Source organism: Streptomyces gossypii (genome assembly GCF_025165795.1).
Taxonomy (GTDB): Bacteria; Actinomycetota; Actinomycetes; order Streptomycetales; family Streptomycetaceae; genus Streptomyces; species Streptomyces gossypii.
Genome location: NZ_JAJAGO010000005.1, coordinates 1 through 25575 on the forward strand (window position 1 = coordinate 1; position 25575 = coordinate 25575).

Below are 25575 nucleotides of genomic sequence, written 5' to 3' on the forward strand. Positions count from 1 at the left end.
AAGGCTCCCGGTAGATGACCGGGTTGATAGGCCGGATATGGAAGCCTCGTGAGGGGTGGAGTTGACCGGTACTAATAGGCCGAGGGCTTGACCATAGATTCTGCTCGCGTCCACTGTGTTGTTCTGAAACAGCAAACTGTGCTGGCACATGCTCTTTTTGTTGGGGTGTGGTGCTGCTGGTGTGTGTGTTTCGTTGTGTTTCGGTGGTCATAGTGTGAGGGAAACGCCCGGTTACATTCCGAACCCGGAAGCTAAGCCTTGTTGCGCCGATGGTACTGCATGCGGGAGTGTGTGGGAGAGTAGGACGCCGCCGAACAGTTTTTGAGCCGGGTTCCCTGAATTCATTTCAGGGAACCCGGCTTTTTTGCGTGGCGTCACCGGGAGTTCACGTGCCGCCGTCAGTATCCGCTGCATGGCGACAACACAGTTGAGGGACGCTGGCATCGGTGCCGGTGACGAGGTTGTTGTGCCCGCCTATGGCGGGGGCGAAGTGGCCGAGGCCGTGCGTGCCGTGGGTGGCAGGCCGGTGATTGCCGACATCGATCCGCGCAGTTTCTGCCTCGATCCGGCGGCTGCTGCGGCTGCGGTGACCGACCGGACAGCGGCGCTCGCGCCCGTACACCTCTTCGGTCATACCGCGGACACGGTCCGGCTGGGAGAGCTGGCGGAGCGTTTCGGGGTACGGACGGTCGAGTTCGGCGCGCCGGCCGTGGGACAGACATTGGAGACCGCGCGTCGCCGACGCTATGCGGCGTACCTCGGCTCGCGGCTCACGGGCGTCATCGTGCCTTCCGTTGCTGAGGGCGCGGCCCACACCTACAGCGAGTACGTGGTGCGGGTGCCGGGCAACGGGCGCCCGGACCGTGATGCCTTCAAGCACGCGTTGCGGGCCAAAGGCGTGCGGTGCTGGGTGCCTGTGAAGATCCCCGTCCACTGGATGCCGGATTTCCGTGCGGGAGTGCGGCTGCCGGAGGCCGAGCGGGCGGCGGACGAGTGCCTGGCACTGCCGATCGACGCGTCCATGACGCAGCGCGAGCTCCAGCGGATGGCCTCCGCGTGCAACGCGCTGGGCGGGCTGCTGCTGGAACCGGCCTGCTGATCGCGGCGTGGCTCCGCCTCAGCTCGGGGCTTCCACCGCACGGTGGAAGCCCTTCGTGCCTCTAGGGGCCGTTCAGGCGGGAATCCCCACGGCTGGGACACGCATGGCGAGGATGGCCATGTCGTCCGACGGCGCGTCACTGGCGAAGCGTTCGACTGTGCGCATGATGCGGGCGGCGACCGCACCCGCTGTGAGGCCTGTGCAGGTGGTGAGCGCGTCGACGAGGCCGTCGTCGCCGAGCATGCGAATGCCCTCGCGCCGCTCCGTGACGCCGTCGGTAACGCACAGCAGGACATCCCCGGGGTCGAGCATCACCCGCTGCTCGTACAGCTCCAAGTCGTCCATGACACCCAGCAACGGCTGAGGTTCGGCAGCTGGTTCGACACTGCCGTCCGGACGCAGCCGCAGGGGCAGCGGGTGCCCCGCGCAGACGACCTTGAGTTCGGCGCCGCCGCCCGGCTGCGGCCACAACTCTCCGTACAGCAGGGTCAGGAAGCGGCTGCGGGCGCCCTCGTCGAGGATCGCGGCGTTGAGGCGTTCGAGTACCGCGGGGCCGCCGAATCCCTCGCGGGCCAGCAGCCGCAAGGCGTGCCGGGCGAGTCCGGTGACCGCGGCGGCCTCCGGACCGGTGCCGCACACGTCTCCGATGGCGAATCCGTACACGCCGTCACGGATTTCGAACAAGTCGTAGAAATCTCCGCCGACTTCGTTGCCCTCGCCGGCCGCGCGATAGATGACCTCGACCTCGACACCCGGTACGAGCGGCAACTCCGGCGGCAGCAGACTCCGCTGCAGGGACTGGCTGATGGCCGTGCGTTCGGAGTAGAGGCGTGCGTTGTCGAGGGCGAGAGCCGCACGGCGGGAGAGGTCCTCGGCCAACTCCAGGATCTCCTGGCGGAAGCGTTCGTCGGTGGGCTTGCCGAGCGTCAGCATGCCGATCACCCGGTTACGGGCGACCAGGGGCAGGACGACGGTCTCGCCGCCGACCGCCGCCGCGGTGGTGTAGTTGGAGCTGGGCGGGAGCGGGAGCTCGCCCGCTGCCCTTGCGACGTCGTGGGGCGTGGTGCGCAGGACGGCCGACTGCGCCGCGTCGGTCGGTGCGCTCCAGACTCTGGCGCCCGGGGCGGGCACCGGGTCCGGCGGGTCGATCCTGCCCAGCAGCGCCTTGAGGCTGTCGATGCGCTCCTCGTCCTCGTGCAGAACGTACGAGAGCGTGGGATCAGAACCTTGGTCGGCAACGGTGTACACGGCGCACCAGGTGGCGAGCGTCGGTACGGTCATCTGTGCCATCAGGGCCAGGGTCTGGTCCCGGTCCAGGGTTCCCGCGAGCAGATCGGAGGCTTCGACGAGGAAGGAGAGCGAGCCGCGGCGCAGCCGCTCCAGTTCGGTGAGCCGCGCACGCTCGACTGCCAGGGCGATGCGGTCGGCGGCGAACTGAAGACGCAGCGCTTCCTCGTTCGTGTAGCGCGACGGAGCTTCGGTGGCCACACCGAGGGAGCCGGTGAGCCGGCCCTCGACCTTGAGCGGGACGGTCACCACCGAGCGCATGCCCGTCTCGGTCAGCAGCGGGACGGCACCGGGCACGACGCTGAGGTCTTCGTGCACGGAGGGCATCCGGGCCGAGCCGTACCGGCCGCTGCTCAGCTCGACGGGCACCCGGGCGAACCGCTGGCGTGCGGAGGGCAGGCCCGTGGAGGCGCGCACCTCCAGCTCCGTCTCATCGTCGGTGGCCAGCAGCAGATAGGCGGCGTCGCCGTCGAGCATGTCGCGGGCGCGCTCGACCGTACGCTGCAGCAGCCCGTCCAGGTCGTCAGGGGCGGGGGAGCCGATGAAGACCTCGAAGGGGTCGGCGGCCCGGTGCTCCTGGCCGTCGTAGCCGCTCGCGGCGTCGGGGGCCGGGCTGCGGGGCGGGGTCTGCAGTACGGCGCGCTCGTGGTCGGGGACGAGCAGGCAGACGGTGGAGGGTTCTCCGCCGCTGTCGCGGACCCGGAGGTGGGAGGCGTAGACGGGGATGGTCCGGCCGTCCGCGCCCCGTACGCCGTAGGAGCCCTCCCAGCGGGAGAGCTGGAGGGCCTCGGCGATGCCGGTGCCGGTGCCGGGGGTGTGCGGCCAGGCGGCGAGGTCGGTCAGCGGCTTGCCGACGACCTGTTCCGCGGCGTAGCCGAAGAGGGACTGGGCGTCGTCGTTCCACGCGGCGACGGTGCCGCCGCTGTCCACCTGTACGACGGCGACGTGTACGCGGGTGGCGGCGACGGGGAGCGCGGCATCCGGTACGGCGGGACCGGCGGAGCGGGTGCCGACGGGGCGGTCGGGCAGGGAGAGCTGGAACCAGACGCGCTTGTCGGACGCCGTGTAGTCGACGCCCCAGCGGGTGGCCAGCGCCGCGCAGAGGAGCAGGCCGCGGCCGCCCTCGCGGTCGGGGCTGCCGGGTGGCTGCCCGGCGTCGTGCAGTGGCAGTTCCCGCTCCGGATAGCGGTCGACGACCTCGATGCGCACTCCGTCGGTGTTCCGCAGGCACAGCACTTCCGCGGCGGTGCCCGCATGGACGACGGCGTTGGTGACCAGTTCGCTGGTCAGCACGACGGAGTCGTCGATGATGTCGCCCAGCCCCCAGCCTTGGAGGGTGTCGCGTACGAAGCCGCGGGCGGTCGCGACGGATCGCCCGACCGGCTCGAAGGTGGCTGCGGCCCGTGCGGTGATCACTGGTCTCCCCAAGAATGTCTGTTCGCTGCCCGTAGCCGCGGGTGTGCCCGTGCGTACGGGTGCGCGCTGGGCGCCGATCGCCGCCGTCTGCCCCGCTCGCTCGGCGCTCTGCTCGTGCATTCCCGGCGCCCCTCCGTTGCCGTTGTGCTCACACCACCGCCCCGTCCCCGCGTACCGGGGCGAATGGACAGCCGGATGCCAGGTTACTTACGTTCCCAGGGTGAGCGGGTGCCGGTTACCGGTGTTTTCGCTACGCGACCGGATGGGAGCCTGGTGTGCCATGCTGCCGAACTGTTATCGCCTGCTTCCGCCGGGGTGAAACACTGGGGCAGAGTGCGAAGCACGGCCCGTACTAGGCGGTCGACCCTACGGGAGGGAAACGGTGGAGTCTGGCGCAGCAGCGCGTACGAACACGCGCGCGAAGGGCGGACGCTCCCGGAAGGACGGGACGGTCGAAATCGATGTGGCGTCGGTCAACAAGTTGTTGACCGCGCTCACAGCCATGCGGGACGGTAATTTCCGTAAACGGCTGACCGTCACCGGTGAAGGACCGATGTCGGAGATCGCCGCGGTTTTCAACGAGGTGGCGGACCGCAATCTCCATCTGACGAATGAGCTGGCCCGGGTCCGCAGGGTCGTCGGCCGGGACGGCAAGCTTACCGAGCGGCTGGAGACCGGAGCCTGCGAGGGATCCTGGGCCGCAGCCATCGACGGATCGAATGCGCTGGTCGACGACCTGGTACGGCCGGTCTCCGAGGTTGGCCGGGTGCTGTCGGCGGTCGCGGACGGCGATCTCGAGCAGCGGATGGATCTGCGTGCACAGGCCGCCGACGGGGCGGCGCACCCGCTGCGAGGGGAGTTCCTCAAGGTCGGGCGCACCGTCAACGGGCTGGTTGATCAGCTGTCGACGTTCACCGACGAGGTCACCCGGGTCGCGAGCGAGGTGGGCACGGAAGGGAAGCTGGGCGGCCAGGCGAAGCTGCGCGGGATGTCCGGTTCGTGGAAGGACCTGACGGATTCGGTCAACACGATGGCGTCCCGGCTGACCGCTCAGGTGCGGGACATCGCCCTGGTGACGACCGCCGTGGCCAAGGGTGATCTCTCCCGCAAGGTCACGGTGCACGTCTCGGGCGAGATGCTCGAACTGAAGAACACCGTGAACACCATGGTCGACCAGTTGTCGTCCTTCCAGTCCGAGGTCACCCGGGTCGCCCGTGAGGTGGGCACCAAGGGGGAGCTGGGCGGCCAGGCGAGAGTGCAGGGTGTCGCCGGGGTGTGGAAGGACCTGACCGACTCCGTCAACACCATGGCCGGGAATCTCACCTCGCAGGTGCGGGAGATCGCCCAGGTCACGACGGCCGTCGCGAACGGCGATCTGTCACAGAAGATCACGGTCAACGCCCGCGGCGAGGTCGCCCAGCTCGCCGAGACGATCAACGCGATGACCGAGACGCTGCGTACGTTCGCCGACGAGGTCACCCGAGCGGCGAGCGAGGTCGGTACGGAGGGCGTGCTCGGTGGTCAGGCGCAGGTGCCCGGTGCCGGCGGAATCTGGAAGGATCTGACCGATTCGGTCAACAGCGCCTTCCGGAATCTCACTGCGCAGGTGCGGGACATCGCGCAGGTGACGACGGCGGTGGCGAACGGCGACCTGTCGCAGAAGGTCACCGTCGATGTCTCCGGTGAGATGCAGGAGCTGAAGAACACCGTCAACAAGATGGTGGACCAGCTGCGCTCGTTCGGCGACGAGGTCACCCGGGTGGCCAGGGAGATCGGCGTCGAGGGCGAGCTGGGCGGTCAGGCCGAGGTGCCGGGTGCGGCGGGCACCTGGAAGGACCTGACCGATTCGGTCAACACCGCCTTCCGCAACCTCACCGGACAGGTGCGCAACATCGCGCAGGTGACGACGGCGGTGGCGAACGGCGACCTGTCGCAGAAGGTCACCGTCGATGTCTCGGGCGAGATGCTCAAGCTGAAGAACACCGTGAACACCATGGTCGATCAGCTCTCCGCCTTCGCCGAGCAGGTCACGCGCATGGCGCGGGACGTCGGTACGGAGGGACGGCTGGGCGGCCAGGCCGAGGTGCCGGGCGCTGCGGGCACCTGGAAGGACCTGACGGACTCGGTCAACTCGATGGCCGGCAACCTCACCGACCAGGTGCGGCAGATCGCCCAGGTCACCACGGCGGTGGCGCGCGGTGACCTCTCCCAGAAGATCCAGGTCGACGCGCGGGGCGAGATCCTGGAGCTCAAGAGCACCATCAACACCATGGTCGACCAGCTCTCCGCCTTCGCGGACCAGGTCACCAGGATGGCCCGCGAGGTAGGTACGGAGGGGCGCCTGGGCGGTCAGGCCCAGGTACCGGGAGTTGCCGGTGTCTGGCGGGAGCTCACCGACTCCGTGAACGGCATGGCCGACAACCTCACCGGCCAGGTGCGCAACATCTCGCAGGTGGCCACCGCGGTGGCCCGCGGTGATCTGTCGCAGAAGATCGGCGTGGACGCCCGGGGTGAGATCCTGGAGCTCAAGACGACGATCAACACGATGGTCGACCAGTTGTCCTCGTTCGCGGAGCAGGTCACGCGGGTGGCCCGGGAGGTCGGTACCGAGGGCATCCTCGGCGGCCAGGCCGAGGTCAAGGGCCTCGCCGGTACGTGGCGGGACCTCACGCAGTCCGTGAACGGCATGGCGAACAACCTGACCTCGCAGGTCCGCAACATCGCCGAGGTGACGACGGCGGTGGCCCAGGGCGACCTGTCGAAGAAGATCACCGTCGACGCCAAGGGCGAGATCCTCGCGCTGGTGACCACGGTCAACACCATGGTGGACCAGCTGTCGTCGTTCGCCGAGCAGGTGACGCGCGTCGCCCGCGAGGTGGGCACGGAGGGCATCCTGGGCGGCCAGGCACGGGTGCGGGACGTGTCGGGCATCTGGAAGGACCTCACCGACAACGTCAACCTGATGGCGAACAACCTGACGGGCCAGGTCCGTAACATCTCGCAGGTCGCGGGAGCGGTCGCGAACGGCGACCTCACCAAGAAGGTCACGGTGAAGGCCAGCGGCGAGGTCGCCCAGCTCGCCGACACCGTCAACACCATGGTGATGACCCTCTCGTCCTTCGCGGAGCAGGTCACCCGGGTCGCCCGTGAGGTGGGCACGGACGGCGTCCTTGGCGGTCAGGCACGGGTGGCGGGTGTCGCGGGCACCTGGAAGGACCTCACCGAGTCCGTGAACTCGATGGCGTCGAACCTGACGGGCCAGGTCCGCAACATCGCGCAGGTGACGACCGCCATCGCCAAGGGCGACCTGACCAAGAAGATCGACATCGAGGCCAGCGGTGAGATTCTGGAGCTGAAGACGACGATCAACACGATGGTCGACCAGCTGTCGTCGTTCGCCGAGCAGGTGACGCGTGTCGCCCGCGAGGTGGGCACGGAGGGCATCCTGGGCGGCCAGGCACGGGTCCGTGACGTGGCCGGGACGTGGAAGGACCTCACGGAGTCCGTGAACGAGATGGCGGGCAACCTCACCCGTCAGGTGCGCGCCATCGCGGACGTCGCCACAGCGGTGACCCGGGGCGACCACAACGTGCATATCGATGTGGACGCGGTCGGCGAGATCCTGGCGCTCCAGGGTCACATCAACTCCATGATCACCAACCTGCGCGAGACCACCCTCGCCAACAAGGAACAGGACTGGCTCAAGAGCAACCTCGCCCGCATCTCCGCGTTGATGCAGGGCCGCCGTGAGCTCTCGGACGTGGCCGGGCTGATCATGAGCGAGCTGACTCCGGTCATCGCGGCCCAGCACGGCGCGTTCTTCGTCGCCACTCCGGTCGGCGGAGACGCGGGTGAGGGCGGCGTGGTCGGCGTGGTCGGAGCGGGTGAGGCCGGAAGCTGCTCGTACGAGCTCCGGCTGGTCGGCCGCTACGGTTGCGTCCAGGGCAACATGCCCACGGTCTTCGGGCCCGGCGAGTCCCTGGTCGGCACCGCGGCGGAGGAGAAGCGGACGATCCTGGTGGAGAACACGCCGCCCGGCTACCTCAAGATCTCCTCCGGGCTGGGCGAGGCGCCGCCGGCACATGTCATCGTGCTGCCGGTGATTTTCGAGGGCACCGTGCTCGGCGTGATCGAGCTGGCCGCCTTCCAGCCCTTCACGCAGATCCAGAAGGATTTCCTGACCCAGATCGCCGAGGTCATCGCGACCAGTGTCAACACCATCAGCGTCAACACCAAGACCGAGGTGCTGCTGCGGCAGTCGCAGGAGCTGACCAAGCAGCTGAAGGAGCGCTCGGGGGAGCTGGAGAACCGGCAGAAGGCCCTCCAGGAGTCCAACGCACAGCTGGCGGAGAAGGCCGAGCAGCTCGCCCAGACCAACAGCGAGATCGAGATCAAGAGCCGGGAGATCGAGGAGGCCCGGCAGGTGCTCGAGGAGCGTGCCGAGCAGCTGTCGGTCTCGATGCGCTACAAGTCGGAGTTCCTGGCGAACATGTCGCACGAGCTGCGGACCCCGCTCAACTCGCTGCTCATTCTCGCCAAGCTGCTCGCGGACAACGCGGAGGGGAACCTCTCCCCGAAGCAGGTGGAGTTCGCCGAGACCATCCACGGTGCCGGATCGGACCTGCTCCAGCTGATCAACGACATTCTCGACCTGTCCAAGGTGGAGGCGGGCAAGATGGATGTCAGCCCGACGCGGATCGCGCTCGTCCAGCTCGTGGACTACGTGGAAGCCACCTTCCGCCCGCTGACTGCGGAGAAGGGGCTCGACTTCTCGGTGCGGGTCTCGCCCGAGCTTCCCGCCACCCTGCACACCGACGAGCAGCGGCTGCTGCAGGTCCTGCGCAACCTGCTGGCCAACGCGGTGAAGTTCACCGACTCGGGCGCCGTCGAACTGGTCATCCGGTCGTCGGGCGACACCGTGCCCGACTACATCCGCGAGCAGATGCTCGAACACGGTTCGCTGCGGGACGCCGACGCCGACCTGATCGCCTTCTCGGTGACCGACACCGGCATCGGGATCGCCGCGAGCAAGATGCGGGTGATCTTCGAGGCGTTCAAGCAGGCCGACGGCACCACCAGCCGGAAGTACGGCGGCACCGGCCTGGGCCTGTCGATCAGCCGGGAGATCGCCCGGCTCCTCGGCGGTGAGATCCACGCGGCCAGCGAGCCGGGGCGTGGCTCCACCTTCACCCTCTACCTGCCGCTCCAGCCGGCCGAGCTGCCGCCGCAGGGATATCTGCCGCTCGACGCGGGCACCCTGGCCGCGGCGACCGCAGAGTACGGCCCGCCGGCCGTCTCCGGGCCGTCAGGTGCTTCCCCCGAAGCCCTGCAGGGCCGCGCGGCCCTGGAGCCCGGCGCGACGGACAGCGACCCGCCCAGGCCCGGCCCGACCGCACTGGACGCGGCGTCCTCGGACGCGGGCCGTGCGGCCAGCTCGCTCGTACGGCGCCGCCGTGAGCGTGCCGCGGCGTCCGGGCAGCGGCCCGGACGGTTGTCCGAGCAGCGCCAGCTGGAACAGCGCCCGGCCGAGCCGGGTACGCCGGCGGGCGGTGCGGAAGCGGAGGACGGCCGGCAGGCGGAAGCCGACGAGGAGGCCACGCACGCTTCGCACCAGGAAGGTGAGGAGTGGCGCAACAACGGCCAGGATCTGGTGCGTCCCGGGCCGCGGGCCGACTTCACCGGCCAGAAGGTGCTGATTGTCGACGACGACATCCGCAACGTCTTCGCGCTCACCAGCGTGCTGGAGCAGAACGGCCTGCAGGTGCTCTACGCCGAGAACGGCCGGGAGGGCATCGAGGTGCTGGAGCAGCACGACGACGCCGCCGTGGTGCTGATGGACATCATGATGCCGGAGATGGACGGCTATGCCACGACGGCGGCGATCCGGCGGATGCCGCAGTTCGCCGGGCTGCCGATCATCGCACTGACGGCGAAGGCGATGAAGGGCGACCGGGAGAAGAGCATCGAGTCCGGAGCCTCCGACTACGTCGCCAAACCGGTGGACACTGATCACCTGCTGTCCGTCATGGGGCAGTGGATGGAGGCGCGTTGATGTGAAACGGTGAGGATGTCTCAAGAAACGGGCCCGGCGACGCAGTGTGGTCGGGCGCGTGTGAAAACGTAGGATACCGGGAACGATCCGGTGTCCCGGGGCGTTTTTTCTGTGTGCACAGTGACATTTCGGTGACAGGGTGTGGTGGACCGCTGGGTGCGGCTACCATGACCGGCACAAGGACGGGCGGCGGCGTTCCGGAGCCGCTCCCAGGGGCGGCGTCCGGTGGGCCGCCGGGGCGAGGAGGACGGGCCATGGTGCAGAAGGCCAAGATCCTCCTGGTCGATGACCGGCCGGAGAATCTGCTGGCGCTGGAGGCCATCCTCTCGGCGCTCGATCAGACGCTGGTGCGGGCATCGTCAGGGGAGGAAGCGCTCAAGGCGCTGTTGACGGATGATTTCGCGGTGATTCTGCTGGATGTGCAGATGCCGGGTATGGATGGATTCGAGACCGCTGCGCACATCAAGCGCCGCGAGCGGACTCGCGACATCCCCATCATCTTTCTCACGGCCATCAACCACGGTCCGCATCACACCTTCCGCGGCTATGCGGCGGGTGCGGTGGATTACATCTCCAAGCCGTTCGATCCCTGGGTGCTGCGCGCGAAGGTGTCCGTCTTCGTCGAGCTGTACATGAAGAACGTCCAGCTGCGCGAGCAGGCTTCGCTGCTGCGGCTGCAGCTGGAGGGAAGCAGACAGCCGGAGGTGGCCGCGGGAAGCGAGCCTGCCGGGCTGCTCGCTGAACTGTCCGCGCGGCTGGCGGCGGTGGAGGAGCAGGCTGAGGCCCTCTCCAAGCATCTGAACGACTCAACGGACGCTGCGGCGGTGGCCACTGCCGCGCATCTGGAGCGCAAACTCACCGGCCTGCGCAGGGCACTTGACGCGCTGGAGCCGGGTGCGGACGGTTCGGCGGCGCAACTCCCGTCCCAGAACTGACCGGAACGAAGCAGCTGCGGGGGAGTCACCCTCGCGAGCTCGCTGAGGGTGCGTCACGGGCGCCGCTGGGCCCAGCTGTCACGCTGGTCGTCCGTGCCCCCGGGAAACAACTTCGGTAATCTCAGCACATGGCCTCACGAACGCCCGGCAAGGCGGCCAAGAAGGCGCCCGCGAAGAAGGCCGTGGCCAAGAAGGCCCCGGCCAAGAAGGCCGCGCCCAAGAAGGCACCGGCGAAGAAGGCCGCCGCGAAGAAGCCGGTGGGAAAGCCCGCCCCCAAGCCCGCACCCTCACCGACGAACGGCGTGTACCGGCTGGCGCGTGCCTGCTGGCTCGGTACGGCGCACGCGCTCGGCGCGATGTTCCGCGGGATAGGCCGGGGTGCCCGGGGGCTGGACCCGGCGCATCGCAAGGACGGCATCGCCCTGCTCCTGCTGGGTCTGTCGCTGGTCGTCGGGGCGGGCACCTGGTCCAATCTGCGCGGTCCCGTCGGGGAACTCGTCGAGATGCTGGTCACCGGCACTTTCGGACGACTCGACCTGCTGGTTCCGGTCCTGCTCGGCGGAATGGCCGTACGGCTGCTCCTGCACCCCGAGAAACCGGAGGCCAACGGGCGGATCATCATCGGACTGTCGGCTCTGGTCATCGGCGTGCTCGGGCTGGTGCACCTCGCCTGTGGCGCGCCCGGTCGTGACGAGGGCACCGAGCCGATACGCGACGCGGGCGGGCTCATCGGCTGGGGTTTCTCCGCGCCGTTGACCTTCACGGTCGGTGAGGTGCTGGCGGTGCCGCTGCTGGCCCTGCTCACGGTCTTCGGGCTGCTGGTCGTCACAGCGACCCCGGTCAATGCCATCCCTCAGCGGCTGCGCGGGCTCCTCGTACGCCTCGGTGTGCTGACTGCGCCGTCGCAGGAGTTCTACGACGGTCCGTACGCGGATGCGCACGGTGCCGCCGACACGGACGGCGAGGAGGGGAGCGAGGACGAGGGCGCGTACCCCCGCCGCCGGCACAGCATGCGCAAGAGGTACGGAGCCCGAGCCGACCCCGATCCTGATCTCGACCCCGGCCCCGAGCGCGCGGAGCGGGAGGCGCTGGCGAACCGCCGCTCGCGCAGGCGCAGCCAGGGGCGCGAACCGGACGCGGTGGACGTGGCCGCAGCGGCTGCGGCCTCGCTGGACGGTGCGGTGCTGCACGGTGTGCAGCCCTCGCCGCTGGTCGCGGACCTCACCAGCGGGGTCTCGGCGGAACGCCGGAGGAAGGAGAAATCCGGCGGTGTGACCGTGCCCGGCGCACGCGGCGACGACGAGCTGACGGAGCGGACCCCGACGCCGGTACCCGACCTCACCAAGGCGTCCGCGGGCCCGCCGGCGGAGCCGCTCCCGTCGCGTGCGGAGCAGCTCCAGCTCGCCGGTGACATCAGCTACGCGCTGCCCTCGCTGGACCTGCTGGAGCGCGGCGGCCCGGGGCGGACCAGGAGCGCCGCCAACGACCAGGTCGTCGCTTCGCTGACCACCGTCTTCGGTGAGTTCAAGGTCGACGCCGCGGTCACCGGATTCACCCGTGGCCCCACCGTGACCCGCTACGAGATCGAGCTCGGCCCCGCCGTCAAGGTGGAGAAGATCACCGCGCTGGCCAAGAACATCGCCTATGCGGTGGCGAGCCCGGACATCCGGATCATCAGCCCCATCCCCGGCAAGTCAGCCGTCGGAATCGAGATTCCGAACAGCGACCGGGAGATGGTCAACCTCGGCGACGTGCTGCGTTCGGCCGAGGCGGGGGGCGACGACCACCCCTTGCTGGTCGGGCTCGGCAAGGACGTGGAGGGTGGTTATGTCTCCACCGACCTGACGAAGATGCCGCACCTGCTGGTCGCCGGTGCGACCGGGTCGGGCAAGTCGTCCTGCATCAACTGTCTGATCACCTCGGTCATGGCGCGCGCCACCCCGGAGGACGTGCGGATGGTGCTCGTCGACCCCAAGCGGGTGGAGCTGACCGCCTACGAGGGCATCCCGCACCTGATCACGCCGATCATCACCAATCCCAAGCGGGCGGCCGAGGCGCTCCAGTGGGTGGTCCGCGAGATGGACCTGCGCTACGACGACCTCGCGGCGTTCGGCTACCGGCACATCGACGACTTCAACGCCGCCGTGCGCAGCGGCAAGGCCCGGACTCCGGAGGGCAGCGAGCGAGAGCTGTCGCCGTACCCGTATCTGCTGGTCATCGTGGACGAGCTGGCGGATCTCATGATGGTGGCACCCCGTGATGTCGAGGACGCGATCGTCCGGATCACCCAGCTGGCACGGGCTGCGGGCATCCATCTCGTGCTGGCGACGCAGCGGCCGTCCGTCGATGTCGTCACCGGCCTGATCAAGGCGAACGTGCCCTCGCGGCTCGCCTTCTCCACCTCCTCCCTCGCCGACAGCCGGGTCATCCTGGACCAGCCCGGTGCCGAGAAGCTGATCGGCAAGGGGGACGGCCTGTTCCTGCCCATGGGGGCGAACAAGCCGGTCCGGATGCAGGGGGCCTATGTCTCCGAGGAGGAGGTCGGCGGGGTCGTCGACCACTGCAAGGCGCAGATGGCGCCGGTCTTCCGGCAGGACGTCACTGTCGGTCAGACGAAGAAGAAGGAGATCGACGAGGAGATCGGCGACGATCTGGATCTGCTGTGCCAGGCGGCCGAACTCGTCGTCTCGACCCAGTTCGGCTCCACCTCCATGCTCCAGCGCAAACTGCGGGTCGGCTTCGCGAAGGCGGGGCGGCTGATGGATCTGATGGAGTCACGCGCGGTTGTCGGTCCGAGTGAGGGATCCAAGGCGCGGGACGTGCTGATCAAACCGGACGAACTGGATGGCGTGCTTGCCGTGATCCGAGGGGAGACTGAGCCGTAAGGGTGAATCGGGCAACCGTTCTGCCTGTCGTCACGTCAACTGGATAAGCGGGAGGGATGGATGTCTCACTGTCAGTCGGTATGGCAATCCTGATGGCGGACAAAGTTCGTCCGCCCGGTTGCCCCACCCTTTTGCTACCCCCCTAGACTGAACCTCCAGCAGGTGGCTGCACGCTCGAAAGGCGCTCCCGTGTCCATCGGCAACTCCCCCGAAGAGGACCGGCCCTCGGTCGGTCGAGCCCTCCAGAAGGCCCGGATCGACGCCCGCCTGACCGTGGACGAGGTCAGTACGTCGACCCGCGTCCGCGTCCCCATCGTGCACGGGATCGAAGCAGACGACTTCTCGCGGTGCGGTGGAGATGTCTACGCCCGCGGCCACATCCGCACGCTCGCACGCGCGGTCGGGCTCGATGCCGACGTACTCGTCGAGCAGTTCGATGCGGAGCACGGGGGGCGTCCCGAGCCCACTCCTGCGGCCACCCTCTTCGAGGCCGAGCGGATCCGGTCCGAGCCCCGCCGGCCGAACTGGACGGCGGCCATGGTCGCGGCAATCGTCGCGGTGGTGGGCTTCGTGGGTTTCACGCTGTTCAACGGCGAGGACAACGATTCCGGTACGAAGGTCGCCGAGGACGCGGCGTCCAGCAGCCCGGCCACCGAGAAGCCCGATCCCGAGCAGTCGAAGCCCGCCGACCCCAAGCCCGACCCCTCCGAGAGCGCCGTCGCGGGCGTGCCCGCCGACAAGGTCACGGTCCGGATGGAGGCGGACGGAGGCAACAGCTGGGTCTCCGCCCTCGACCACAGCGGCAAGCTGGTCTTCGAGGGGCAGCTGAGGGAGGGCGCGACCAAGACGTTCACCGACGACAAGCGGCTCGACCTGGTGCTCGGCAACGCCGGAGCGGTCAAGCTCTGGGTCAACGGCAAGGAGGTCGAGCGGCTCGGCGAGGTAGACAACGTGGAGCGGGTCAGCTACACGCGGGGCGACCCGGAGCAGGGCTGACCTTCTCCGGAAGCCGCCGACCGCGTTCGCGGCACCCGCCTGGGCCCGCCGCCTGGGCGGCGTGTGCCTCCTCCGGGCGGGCGGCGGCGTGGGACAACGTAGGCTGAACCCATGCCCGAACCGCGTACCGTCGCCCTTGTCACGCTCGGATGTGCCCGCAATGAGGTGGACTCCGAGGAACTCGCCGGCCGTTTGGCCGCCGACGGCTGGGATCTCGTCGAGGACGCAGCCGCAGCCGATGTCGCCGTGGTCAACACCTGCGGTTTCGTCGAGGCCGCCAAGAAGGATTCGGTCGACGCGCTGCTCGAGGCCAACGACCTGAAGGAGCACGGCAGAACCCAGGCCGTGGTGGCCGTCGGCTGCATGGCGGAACGGTACGGCAAGGAGCTGGCCCAAGCGCTGCCCGAGGCCGACGGCGTGCTGGGTTTCGACGACTACTCGCACATCTCCGACCGGCTCAACACCATCCTCTCCGGCGGCGTGCACGCGCCGCACACCCCGCGCGACCGGCGTAAACTGCTCCCCGTCAGCCCCGCCGCACGGCAGGGTGCCGGGGCCGCCGTGGCACTGCCGGGCCACGGTGCCGAGCCGGCGGGTGCGGGAGTCGCGGAGGGCGGAGCCGACGTGGCCCCCGCGGACCTGCCCGAGGGTGTCGCCCCCGTCTCCGGGCCGCGGGCACCGCTGCGGCGGCGGATCGGCCACAGCCCGGTCGCTTCCGTGAAGCTCGCATCCGGCTGCGACCGCCGCTGCACCTTCTGCGCCATCCCCTCCTTCCGCGGTTCCTTCATCTCCCGCCGCCCCTCCGACGTGCTGGGCGAGACCCGCTGGCTCGCCGAGCAGGGCGTCTCCGAGATCATGCTGGTCTCGGAGAACAACACCTCCTACGGCAAGGACCTGGGTGACGTCCGGCTGCTGGAGACGCTGCTGCCCGAACTGGCCTCGGTCGACGGAATAGAGCGGGTGCGCGTCAGCTATCTGCAGCCCGCCGAGATGCGGCCGGGGCTGATCGAGGTCCTGACCGGCACGGACAAGGTGGCGCCGTACTTCGATCTTTCCTTCCAGCACTCCGCGCCCGGCGTGCTGCGCGCGATGCGCCGGTTCGGCGACACGGACAGCTTTCTCGCGCTACTGGAGTCGATCCGGGTCAAGGCGCCGCACGCCGGTGTCCGGTCCAACTTCATCGTGGGCTTCCCGGGCGAGACCGAGGCGGACGTGGCGGAGCTGGAGCGCTTCCTCAGCGCGGCGCGACTGGACGCGATCGGCGTCTTCGGGTACTCGGACGAGGACGGCACGGAGGCGGCCGGCTATGACGGGAAGAACGCACCTGAGGCGGTGGCCGAGCGGCTGGAGAGGATGTCGCGACTCGCCGAAGAGCTGACCGCGCAGCGCGCCGAGGAGCGTATCGGCGAGGTCGTACGGGTGCTGATGGAGTCGACCGGCGCGGAGGAGGGGACGGACGCCGAGGGCGAAGGGCCGCTGGGCCGGGGAGCCCACCAGGCCCCCGAGACGGACGGGCAGGTGCGGCTCACCGGCACGGGCTCCCCGGAGTGGGTGGTCGGAAGTATTGTCGAGGCGAGGGTGATGGCATCCGAGGGAGTGGACCTCGTCGCCGCGCCGTTCGGCACCGGGAGTGAGGAGGCGGCCAGATGAGCGGAGCGCCGGCCTCTGCGGCCGGTGGCGGTCCGGTGGCCAAGCAGAAGGCCCCCGCCGGGGCACCGCAGGTGAGCCTGTGGAACATCGCCAACATCCTGACGATGGTGCGGCTGCTGCTGGTGCCGTGCTTCGTGGCGCTCATGCTCGCTGAGGGCGGGCACGATCCCGCGTGGCGTTCCTTCGCCTGGGCCGCCTTCACGGTCGCCATGATCACCGACCTGTTCGACGGCGAGCTGGCGCGGCGCAACAACCTCATCACCGACTTCGGGAAGCTGGCCGACCCGATCGCCGACAAGGCGATCATGGGCGCCGCGCTGATCTGCCTCTCCTCGCTGGGCGACCTCGCCTGGTGGGTGACCGGAGTGATCCTCGCGCGGGAGCTCGGGATCACGCTGATGCGTTTCTGGGTGATCCGGCTGGGCGTCATCCCGGCCAGCCGGGGCGGCAAGATGAAGACGCTCGCCCAGGGCATCGCGGTGGGCATGTACGTGCTGGCACTGACCGGACCGCTGGCCTCGCTCCGCTGGTGGGTGATGGGCCTGGCGGTGGTGCTGACGCTGGGCACCGGCCTGGACTACGTACGGCAGGCCATCGTGCTGCGGAAGGCCGGCCGTACGGCGGAGCAGTCGTGAGCGAGGACGCGTTCGCCACACGGGTACTGGAGCTGCTCACGGACCGGGGGGAGACGCTCGCGGTGGCCGAATCACTCACCGGCGGGCTCGTGGCGGCACGGCTCACCGAGGTGCCCGGCGCCTCGCGGGTCTTCCGCGGTTCGGTGACCGCCTACGCGAGCGAGCTCAAACGGGAGCTGCTCGGCGTGGACGGCGCGCTGCTGCATGCCAGGGGCGCGGTGGACGAAGGGGTCGCGCGCCAGATGGCGGGGGGCGTACGCGGCGCACTGGGTGCCGACTGGGGCCTCGCCACGACGGGAGTGGCCGGACCGCAGCCGCAGGACGGCCGGCCCGTGGGGACGGTGTTCATCGCGGTGGCCGGCCCCGGTGATCGTCCGGCGTCGTCACGCGGACTGAGGTTGAACGGCGACCGGGCGGGCATCCGGGAAGAGACGGTCAAGGCCGTGCTCGCCTTGCTGCGGGACGAACTCCTCGGCAACGCGCGGGCAAATGATACGGAACAACACGGGGAGAATGGATGTTTGCAGCCCTGAGTGAACACGACATCGCTCCCCGCACGGGCAGTGCCTGAGGCTGTACGGTGGAGCATGAAGGATGCGGGTCACCCGGCCCAGCCGCAGACCACGCAGTATCGGGGCACGCAGAAGACGCCGCGCGTTGTAGAGGGAGGAGCACCGATGATTCTGCTCCGTCGCCTGTTGGGTGACGTGCTGCGTCGGCAGCGCCAACGCCAGGGGCGTACCCTGCGCGAAGTCTCTTCGTCGGCACGGGTGTCGCTCGGCTATCTGTCCGAGGTCGAGCGCGGCCAGAAGGAAGCCTCCTCGGAGCTGCTCTCCTCGATCTGCGACGCGCTGGAAGTGCGGATGTCAGAGGTCATGCGCGAGGTCAGTGACGAACTGGCGCTCGCTGAGCTGGCCGAGTCCGCGGCGAGGGATACGGTGCCTGGGCCGATGCGTCCGATGCTGAACCCGATCGAGCGGATGACTCCCGTGACATCAGTCACAGGGGTTCCCGAGGAGCGCGTCACGATCAAGACGCCGAGCGAAGCGGTGGACGTCGTCGCCGCCTGAGCCAGCCGAATACCTGACCTGATGAGACCCCGTCCGGCACGACGCCTGGGCGGGGTCTCTCTGGTGCGGGGCGATGTCAGCCGGAGGCAGGCTGGCAGCGCGGGCACCAGTAGGTGATCCGCTTCTCGCCCGCCGGACCGAGCTCGGCGGCCCGTACGGCGGTGCCGCAGCGGCGACAGGGGCGGTGTCCGCGCCCGTACACCCACAGCAGCCGGTCGCGGTGCAGCTCACCCGTGGTGCTGCGGCCGGCGCGGGCCTTGTTGGCTTCCAGCAGCCGCTGAGCCAGTGTGACCAGCCGCGCGGCCAGCCGCTCCGGGGAGGGCATCTCGCCGACGGGCGTCCAGGGCGGAACCCGGGCCAGAAAGCAGAGCTCGGAGCGGTAGACATTGCCGATCCCCGCGAGGTTGCGCTGGTCCAGCAGGGCTTCGCCGAGGGGACGGGCCGGGTCGGCCAGCAGCCTCCGTACGGCCTCCGCTCCGTCCCAGTCGGCGCCCAGCAGGTCGGGGCCGAGATGCCCGACGGCTCGGTCCTCATCCGGGGTGCGCAACAGTTCGAGCACCCGCAGCCGGAGGCCGACCGCCGTGTGCGCCTCGGTGCCCAGGATGGCGCGCACCTGGTGGGACGGGCCGCCGCGGCCGCGCTCGCCGGAGGCATGGACGCGCCAGGACCCCTCCATGCCCAGATGGGAGTGGAGGGTCAGCTCTCCCTCGACGCGGGTGAGCAGGTGCTTGCCGCGTGGGATGACGGCGAGGACGCGGCGTCCGGTGAGGTCGGAGGTGGCGAGCTTCGGCACCCGCAGATCGCTGCGGGTCAGCACCGCGTCCGCCAGTACGGCGTGCAGCCGGTGCGCCGTCCGCCACACCGTGTCTCCTTCGGGCATGCATTCCATGATGCGGCACCGGACGGTGCAGCGGGAGCCACCCGGCGGCCCGGCCACCCGGCCACTTCGGTCAGGCGCGGACGCGCAGGCCGCGTGGCGTGGCGTGGAAGCCCGCCGCCTCCAGCTCGGCGCCCAGCGGGGACGACAGGGCGGGAGCGCCGTTCACCCGCTCCACGGTCAGTGCGCCCAGCGTGCCGGCCTGCGCCGCCCGCCCGAGCGCGTCAGCGGCCGCGCGCAGCACGCCTGCGTCCTCCTCCGGTCCGGCCTCTCCATCACCGGGCCAGGCCAGCAGGGTCTTGCCGCCACGCTCCAGATAGAGGACCAGCTCACCATCGGCCAGGACCACCACCGAGCCCGCTTTGCGGCCGGGTTTGTGTGTCGCACCCGGGGGCGGCTCGGGCCAGGGAAGCGCGGCGCCGAAGGCGTTCGCCGGATCGGCCGCGGCCATGACCACGGGCCGGCCCGCCGCGCTCTCCCCGCCCGGATAGGCCGGCGCGCCGCGCTCCCTCGCCTGACTCACCGCCCGCAGCCGGTCCACCGCTCCGTCCATCGCGAACTGGGCCGCGCCCAGTCCTTCGACCACATAGCCGCGCCGGGCCTTGCCGCTTTCCTCGAAGGCGGCCAGTACCCGGTAGGCGGCCGCGAACCCGCCCACCACCCCTTCGGCGACGACCGCACCCCGCGTGACCACGCCGTGCCGGTCGAGCAGGGTACGGGCCAGTGCGTGCGCGCGGTGCGTGGGATCGGGCTCGGAAGCCGGGAGCAGAGACCAGCGGCCGGCCACGGTGGGCGGGCCGTTCCGGGAGGCGGTGGGCCGTGCCGCGCCCGTCAGCGAACCGTACCGGCCGCGTGGCACCGCACGCTTGGCGCGGTGCGCGGTGGAGCCCGCAGTCCGGCCCGAGCCGAGCAGCGCACGCAGCGGCGCCACCGTGTCATTGGTCAACCGGCCCGACCAGGCCAGCTCCCAGACGGCGTCGGCGAGCTGCGGCTCCGTGCACTGGGGATGTGCGGCGCGCACCTGGTCGGCGATCTGGCGGAAGAAGAGGCCGTATCCGCCGCGCAGGGCGTCCAGGACGGACTGGTGCAGCGGGGAGATCTCGAGCGGCAGCGGCGGCGGGAGCAGCAGCGGCGCCGAGTCGGCCGGATGCAGCGACACCCAGCCGTCCTTGCCTGGCAGCGAACCTGCCCCGGCCCAGACCACCTCGCCGGAGACGGTGAGCTGGTCCAGCATTTCCGGTGAGTAGTGCCGTACGCGGCTGGGCAGCACCAGCTTCTCCAGCGCGGAGGCCGGCACCGGCGCTCCTTGCAGCTGCTCGATCGCACGCAGCAGCCCGTCGACCCCCGTCAGGCTGCCGGTGTCCACATGCTGCCAGCGTGGCAGGAACGCGGCGAGCGCGGCGGGGGGCACCGGCTCCAGCTCCTGGCGCAGCGCGGCCAGCGAGCGGCGGCGCAACCGGCGCAGGACAGTGGCGTCGCACCACTCCTGGCTGATTCCGGACGGATGGAACTCGCCCTGCACCAGGCGGCCCGCGGCGGCGAGCCGGTGCAGCGTGCCGTCCGCGACCGCCGTACCGAGGCCGAAGCGCTTGGCGGCCGCCGCCGAGGTGAAGGGGCCGTGAGTGCGGGCGTACCGGCCCAGGAGGTCGCCCAGCGGGTCGGCCACCGGCTCGGTGAAGGCTTCCGGCACACCGACCGGCAGCGCGGCACCCAGCGCGTCGCGCAGGCGCCCGGCGTCCTCGATGACGGCCCAGTGGTCCTCACCGGCGATGCGCACGCGGAGGGCGCGGCGGGCATCCGCCAGCTCCGACGCCCAGCCCGGCTCCGCACCGCGCTCGGTCAGCTCCGCGGAGGTCAGCGGGCCAAGCACGCGCAGCAGATCGGCGACACCCTCGATGTCCTTGACCCGGCGCTCCTCGGTGCGCCACTGCAGCTCGCTCTCCAGCTGGGCCAGCACCTCCGGGTCCAGCAGTTCGCGCAGCTCGGCCTGGCCCAGCAGCTCCGCCAGCAGCCGGGAGTCGAGGGAGAGCGCGGCGGCACGGCGCTCCGCCAGCGGTGAGTCGCCCTCGTACAGATACTGCGCCACATAGCCGAACAGCAGGGACCGGGCGAACGGGGACGGCTCCGTCGTGGTGACCTCGACCAGGCGCACGCGGCGGGCCTCGATGTCTCCCATCAGCTCCGTCAGCCCGGGGACGTCGAAGACGTCCTGGAGGCACTCCCGGACCGCCTCCAGGATGATGGGGAAGGAACCGAACTCACTGGTCACCTGGAGCAGCTGGGCGGCGCGCTGGCGCTGCTGCCACAGCGGGGTGCGCTTACCCGGGGAGCGGCGCGGGAGGAGCAGCGCACGCGCTGCGCACTCCCGGAAGCGGGCGGCGAACAGCGCCGAGCCGCCGACCTGGTCCGTCACGATGCCGTCGACCTCGCCCTTGTCGAAGAGGACGTCGGCCATGCCTACCGGTGCCACCTCCGCGTCGGCCGCCGTGTCGTATCCGGCGTCATCGCCGGACGGCTCGGGGAGGGGGGCGCCTCCGGGGTCGAAGTCCAGCCCGAGACCCGCCATCCCGGCGTCCGGAAGCCGCAGCACGATGCCGTCGTCGGCGTGCATGACCTGAGCGTCCATCCCGTAGCGCTCCGTCAGCCGGGCGCCCAGGGCAAGTGCCCACGGGGCGTGCACCTGGGCGCCGAAGGGCGAGTGGACGACCACCCGCCAGTCGCCCATCTCGTCCCGGAAGCGCTCCACGACGATCGTGCGGTCGTCGGGGACATGACCGCAGGCGGCGCGCTGCTCCTCCAGATAGGACAGGACGTTGCCGACGGCCAGTTCATCCAGCCCCGCGGCGGTGAGGCGGGTACGGGCGGCCTCCGGAGTGAGGGCGCCGACCTGCCGCAGGAAGGCCCCGAGCGCGCGCCCCAGCTCCAGCGGCCGGCCCAGCTGGTCGCCCTTCCAGAAGGGCAGCCTGCCGGGCACCCCGGGGGCGGGGGTGACCAGGACGCGGTCCCGCGTGATGTCCTCGATCCGCCATGAGGTGGTGCCCAGGGTGAAGACGTCGCCCACCCGCGACTCGTAGACCATCTCCTCGTCCAGCTCGCCCACCCGGCGGGCGCCGGCCTTCGCGTCGGCTCCCGCGAGGAAGACGCCGAACAGGCCGCGGTCCGGGATGGTGCCCCCGGAGGTGACCGCCAGCCGCTGCGCGCCGGGCCGCGCGCTGACCGTCTGCGCGACGCGGTCCCAGACGACGCGCGGACGCAGCTCGGCGAAGGCGTCGGAGGGATAGCGGCCCGCGAGCATGTCCAGCACCGCCGAGTACGCGGACTCCGGCAGTGCGGAGAAGGGAGCGGCACGGCGGACGAGGGTGAGCAGCTCCTCGACGTCCCAGGTGTCCATGGCGGTCATGGCGACCAGCTGCTGCGCGAGGACGTCCAAAGGGTTGGCCGGGATGCGCAGGGACTCGATCGCACCCTCGCGCATCCGCTCGGTGACCACGGCGGCCTGCACCAGGTCGCCTCGGTACTTGGGGAAGACCACCCCGGCCGAGACGGCTCCGACCTGGTGCCCGGCACGGCCCACCCGCTGCAGACCGGAGGCGACGGAGGGCGGTGACTCGACCTGGATGACCAGATCCACCGCACCCATGTCGATGCCGAGCTCCAGGCTGGAGGTGGCCACCACGGATGGCAGGCGGCCTGCCTTGAGCTCCTCCTCCACCTGGGTGCGCTGCTCCTTGGAGACCGACCCGTGGTGGGCGCGGGCGAGGACCGGCGGCGCGCCCTTCGCGGCGCCGGACTCGGCCATGAGTTCGGCGGGGGAGTGGTGCTCGGGCAACGGCTCGCCCGTCGCCCGCTCGTACGCGATCTCGTTGAGTCTGTTGCAGAGCCGCTCCGCGAGGCGCCGGGAGTTGGCGAAGACGATCGTGGAGCGGTGGGCCTGCACGAGATCGGCGATCCGCTCCTCGACCGAGGGCCAGATCGAGGGTTTTGCGCCAGGCTCCCCCGGGGCACCGGAATCCCGGGCGGGGGAGCCTCCCAGCTCACCCATGTCCTCCACCGGCACGACGACCGACAGATCGAACCTCTTGCCCGAGGGCGGCTGCACGATCGTCGCCTTCCGCTGCGGGGAGAGGAAGCGCGCGACTTCGTCGACCGGACGCACCGTGGCCGAAAGGCCGATCCGGCGGGCGGGGCGCGGCAGCAGTTCGTCCAGCCGCTCCAGGGAGAGGGCGAGGTGCGCGCCGCGCTTCGTCCCGGCGACGGCGTGGACCTCGTCAAGGATCACTGTCTCCACGCCCGCCAGGGCCTGCCGCGCGGATGACGTGAGCATCAGGAACAGCGACTCGGGAGTGGTGATCAGGATGTCCGGCGGACGCCGGGCGATCGAGCGCCGCTCGCTGGCCGGGGTGTCTCCGGAGCGGATGGCGACCCGGATGTCCGGCTCCGGCAGACCGAGCCGCACCGACTCCTGCCGGATGCCGGTGAGCGGGCTGCGCAGATTCCGCTCCACATCGGAGCCCAGCGCCTTCATCGGCGACACGTACAGAACGCGGCAGCGGGCGAGCGGGTCGGCGGGGGGCGGTGCTGAGGCGAGTTGGTCCAGCGAGGCCAGGAAGGCGGCGAGGGTCTTGCCGGAGCCCGTCGGCGCGACGACCAGGGCGTCCGACTCCGCTGCGAGCGCCCGCCAGGCGCCCTCCTGCGCGGAGGTGGGCGCGTGGAAGGCACCCGAGAACCACGCACGGGTCGCGGGGGAGAACATGCCCAGGGCTGCGGCGCCCTTTTCCTCAGCCATGCCCCTATCGTGCACCCCGCCACTGACATTGATGCTGATACTCAGGTCCCGGTGGTCGTGGCCTGCCACTGGCTGACGCAACGCCGAGAAGGGGGCGACGGCGACCGGGGAGTGGGCACGGTGCCGGCGCCTGGGACTGGACGCCGCCGGGCGGTCCTGCTGTTCCACGGCCGCGCACTGTGGGCCGCGCGGCGTACACCGAGGGCGCGCTGACCACGGAGCACCGGGCGGACACGGAGGGTGTGCGGAAGAATGGCGCATGAGTTCGACAGCGGTTCGGGAGAGCCATCGGGATCACGGCGGTGGGCTGCTGTCTGGTTGAGCCGCTCGGCGCTGTAGCGGGGCCGGGACGGCTCGGGAGGCGCCCGCAGGGCCCTCGGGTCCGCTGAGGGGAGTCCGGTCGGAGCCGTGGGCGCGGAGCGGGATACTGGGGCACATGCGGTTGACGGATTTCTGGCAGCGGATGGCGGATCACTTCGGCGAGGGTTACGCCGACTCGTTCGCCCGCGACCATGTGATGTCCGGGCTCGGCGGCCATACGGTGCGGGAGGCGCTGGACGCCGGTTGGGCGGCGGGGGACGTCTGGCGCGAGGTGTGTGCCGCGGTGGAGGTCCCGGCCGACAAGAGGTGAGCCGTTCCCATCCCTTTTGCCGCTATGCGTCACAATTTCGCATGTGTCGCCGACAGCAGAGGAGCCGGAGGCGGGTGGCCGGGGCCGTTCCCTCCCGCCACCGGAGCGGGCCACCGGGAGGGGCGCCGCGGGGGGCGGCGGAATGCCGCCCTGGCTGCCTCGGGCGATGGTGCTCGCCTTCGTGCTGCTGGGATGTTTCAGGCTGGCGGGCTGGGCCTTCGGCCAGCTGACGGCGCTTCTGCTGAACGTACTGATCGCGTTCTTCCTGGCCCTCGCGATGGAACCCGCCGTCGACTGGCTGGCGGTCCGCGGGCTGCGGCGCGGGCCCGCCACCGGGCTGGTCTTCCTCGGTGTGCTGGCGGCGGTCGTCGGCTTCCTCGCCGCGCTCGGGTCGGTGCTTGCCGACCAGATCACCCGCATCATCGAGAACCTGCCGTCCTATGTGGACGACGTGGTGGACTGGATCAACAGGAACTTCGACACCGAGCTGAGCGCGGGCCGACTTCAGGACGGGGTGCTGCACTCCGACTGGGTGAGGAAGTATCTGCAGGAGAACGCGGGCAACGTCTGGGGCCTGTCCGCCACCGTGCTGGGCGGGGTCTTCCAGCTGCTCACCATCCTGCTCTTCGCCTTCTACCTCACCGCCGACGGACCCCGGTTGCGCCGTGCGCTGTGCTCCGTGCTGCCGCCGGCCCGGCAGGCCGAGGTGCTGCGTGCCTGGGAGATCGCCGTGCTCAAGACCGGCGGTTACCTCTATTCGCGCGGGGTGATGGCTCTTGTCTCCGGCCTTTCCCACTTCGTCTTCCTCGAGGTGCTGGGGGTGCCGTACGCGCCCGCGCTGGCGCTCTGGGTGGGAGTGGTCTCCCAGTTCGTCCCGACGGTCGGCACCTACCTGGCGGGCGCACTGCCGATGCTGCTCGCTTTCGCCCAGGACCCGTGGTCGGCGCTGTGGGTGCTCTGCTTCGTGGTGCTCTACCAGCAGTTCGAGAACTACCTGCTGCAGCCGCGGATCACCGCGAGGACGGTGGACATCCATCCGGCGGTCGCCTTCGGCTCGGTGGTCGCGGGCACCGCGCTGATGGGGGTGCCCGGCGCGCTGATCGCGGTTCCGGCGACGGCGACGCTGCAGGCGTTTCTCGGCGCGTATGTGAGGCGGTACGACGTGACCGACCCGCGGGTCCAAGGGCAGCCGCGCCGGTCACGGCGGGTGCGGTGGCCCTGGAGGCGTTCCTGAGCTGGGCGTTCTTGGCTTGTCC

The 25575-nt window shown here is 70.3% G+C and carries 14 protein-coding genes and 2 rRNA genes; 13 read left to right on the forward strand and 3 right to left on the reverse strand.

The window, feature by feature from the left end:
• The 3 genes from LHJ74_RS11665 to LHJ74_RS11675 form a co-directional block, all read left to right on the forward strand.
• Window positions 1-95, forward strand: a 23S ribosomal RNA gene (locus tag LHJ74_RS11665); the annotation flags it as partial.
• 104 nt (window positions 96-199) lie between these two features.
• A 5S ribosomal RNA gene (gene rrf / locus LHJ74_RS11670) occupies window positions 200-316 on the forward strand.
• Between the two features lie 96 nt (window positions 317-412).
• Window positions 413-1099, forward strand: a complete 687-nt coding sequence (locus tag LHJ74_RS11675; protein WP_260217887.1) for a DegT/DnrJ/EryC1/StrS family aminotransferase — start codon at window positions 413-415, stop codon at window positions 1097-1099.
• Window positions 1100-1171: 72 nt separating this feature from the next.
• On the opposite strand, the gene LHJ74_RS11680 is transcribed toward LHJ74_RS11675, so the two are convergent.
• Window positions 1172-3802: a SpoIIE family protein phosphatase gene (locus tag LHJ74_RS11680; protein WP_260218219.1), complete on the reverse strand. Its 2631-nt coding sequence runs from the start codon at window positions 3800-3802 to the stop codon at window positions 1172-1174.
• A 382-nt stretch (window positions 3803-4184) separates the two neighbouring features.
• Here LHJ74_RS11680 and LHJ74_RS11685 point away from each other — a divergent pair, with 382 nt between their 5' ends.
• The 8 genes from LHJ74_RS11685 (at window position 4185) to LHJ74_RS11720 (ending at window position 18025) form a co-directional block, all read left to right on the forward strand.
• On the forward strand, window positions 4185-9854 hold the full coding sequence (locus LHJ74_RS11685) for a HAMP domain-containing protein (protein ID WP_260217888.1): 5670 nt from the start codon (window positions 4185-4187) through the stop codon (window positions 9852-9854).
• A gap of 254 nt (window positions 9855-10108) precedes the next feature.
• Window positions 10109-10789 (forward strand): response regulator, encoded by a 681-nt coding sequence (locus LHJ74_RS11690; RefSeq protein WP_260217889.1) that lies wholly within the window; start codon window positions 10109-10111, stop codon window positions 10787-10789.
• Window positions 10790-10917: 128 nt separating this feature from the next.
• Window positions 10918-13674 (forward strand): DNA translocase FtsK, encoded by a 2757-nt coding sequence (locus LHJ74_RS11695; protein ID WP_260217890.1) that lies wholly within the window; start codon window positions 10918-10920, stop codon window positions 13672-13674.
• A gap of 189 nt (window positions 13675-13863) precedes the next feature.
• A complete protein-coding gene (locus tag LHJ74_RS11700; protein WP_260217891.1) occupies window positions 13864-14670 on the forward strand; it encodes a helix-turn-helix domain-containing protein in 807 nt (268 codons plus the stop codon).
• 111 nt (window positions 14671-14781) lie between these two features.
• Window positions 14782-16320, forward strand: a complete 1539-nt coding sequence (gene rimO / locus LHJ74_RS11705; RefSeq protein ID WP_260217892.1) for a 30S ribosomal protein S12 methylthiotransferase RimO — start codon at window positions 14782-14784, stop codon at window positions 16318-16320.
• Window positions 16317-16955, forward strand: coding sequence for a CDP-diacylglycerol--glycerol-3-phosphate 3-phosphatidyltransferase (gene pgsA, locus LHJ74_RS11710; RefSeq protein ID WP_260217893.1), 639 nt, complete (start codon window positions 16317-16319; stop codon window positions 16953-16955). The genes rimO and pgsA overlap by 4 nt, the downstream gene beginning before the upstream one ends.
• Window positions 16952-17488, forward strand: coding sequence for a CinA family protein (locus LHJ74_RS11715; protein WP_260217894.1), 537 nt, complete (start codon window positions 16952-16954; stop codon window positions 17486-17488). The genes pgsA and LHJ74_RS11715 overlap by 4 nt, the downstream gene beginning before the upstream one ends.
• Before the next feature lie 144 nt (window positions 17489-17632).
• Entirely contained in the window at window positions 17633-18025 is a 393-nt protein-coding gene (locus LHJ74_RS11720) for a helix-turn-helix domain-containing protein (RefSeq protein WP_260218220.1), read from the forward strand.
• A 76-nt stretch (window positions 18026-18101) separates the two neighbouring features.
• Here the strand turns inward: LHJ74_RS11720 and LHJ74_RS11725 are convergent, their stop codons facing one another.
• Complete coding sequence (locus LHJ74_RS11725; RefSeq protein WP_260217895.1) at window positions 18102-18905, reverse strand: DNA-formamidopyrimidine glycosylase family protein; 804 nt, start codon at window positions 18903-18905, stop codon at window positions 18102-18104.
• Between the two features lie 70 nt (window positions 18906-18975).
• Window positions 18976-23688, reverse strand: a complete 4713-nt coding sequence (locus LHJ74_RS11730; RefSeq protein WP_260217896.1) for an Lhr family ATP-dependent helicase — start codon at window positions 23686-23688, stop codon at window positions 18976-18978.
• Window positions 23689-24124: 436 nt separating this feature from the next.
• Between LHJ74_RS11730 and LHJ74_RS11735 the strand changes: the two genes are divergently transcribed.
• Both LHJ74_RS11735 and LHJ74_RS11740 read left to right on the forward strand, forming a co-directional pair.
• Window positions 24125-24319, forward strand: coding sequence for a DUF3046 domain-containing protein (locus LHJ74_RS11735; protein WP_260217897.1), 195 nt, complete (start codon window positions 24125-24127; stop codon window positions 24317-24319).
• Between the two features lie 43 nt (window positions 24320-24362).
• Window positions 24363-25553 carry an AI-2E family transporter gene (locus LHJ74_RS11740; RefSeq protein ID WP_260217898.1) on the forward strand — a complete coding sequence of 397 codons (1191 nt, stop codon included), beginning with the start codon at window positions 24363-24365 and terminating at the stop codon, window positions 25551-25553.
• The last annotated feature ends 22 nt before the right edge of the window (window positions 25554-25575 follow it).

Bases quoted from the DNA above. Each gene is read 5' to 3' on its own strand.
- LHJ74_RS11725 (WP_260217895.1), bottom strand. From the start codon at position 18,905: ATGCCCGAAGGAGACACGGTGTGGCGGACGGCGCACCGGCTGCACGCC.
- LHJ74_RS11695 (WP_260217890.1), top strand. From the start codon at position 10,918: ATGGCCTCACGAACGCCCGGCAAGGCGGCCAAGAAGGCGCCCGCGAAG.
- LHJ74_RS11730 (WP_260217896.1), bottom strand. From the start codon at position 23,688: ATGGCTGAGGAAAAGGGCGCCGCAGCCCTGGGCATGTTCTCCCCCGCG.
- LHJ74_RS11735 (WP_260217897.1), top strand. From the start codon at position 24,125: ATGCGGTTGACGGATTTCTGGCAGCGGATGGCGGATCACTTCGGCGAG.
- LHJ74_RS11675 (WP_260217887.1), top strand. From the start codon at position 413: ATGGCGACAACACAGTTGAGGGACGCTGGCATCGGTGCCGGTGACGAG.
- LHJ74_RS11720 (WP_260218220.1), top strand. From the start codon at position 17,633: ATGATTCTGCTCCGTCGCCTGTTGGGTGACGTGCTGCGTCGGCAGCGC.
- rimO (WP_260217892.1), top strand. From the start codon at position 14,782: ATGCCCGAACCGCGTACCGTCGCCCTTGTCACGCTCGGATGTGCCCGC.
- LHJ74_RS11690 (WP_260217889.1), top strand. From the start codon at position 10,109: ATGGTGCAGAAGGCCAAGATCCTCCTGGTCGATGACCGGCCGGAGAAT.
- pgsA (WP_260217893.1), top strand. From the start codon at position 16,317: ATGAGCGGAGCGCCGGCCTCTGCGGCCGGTGGCGGTCCGGTGGCCAAG.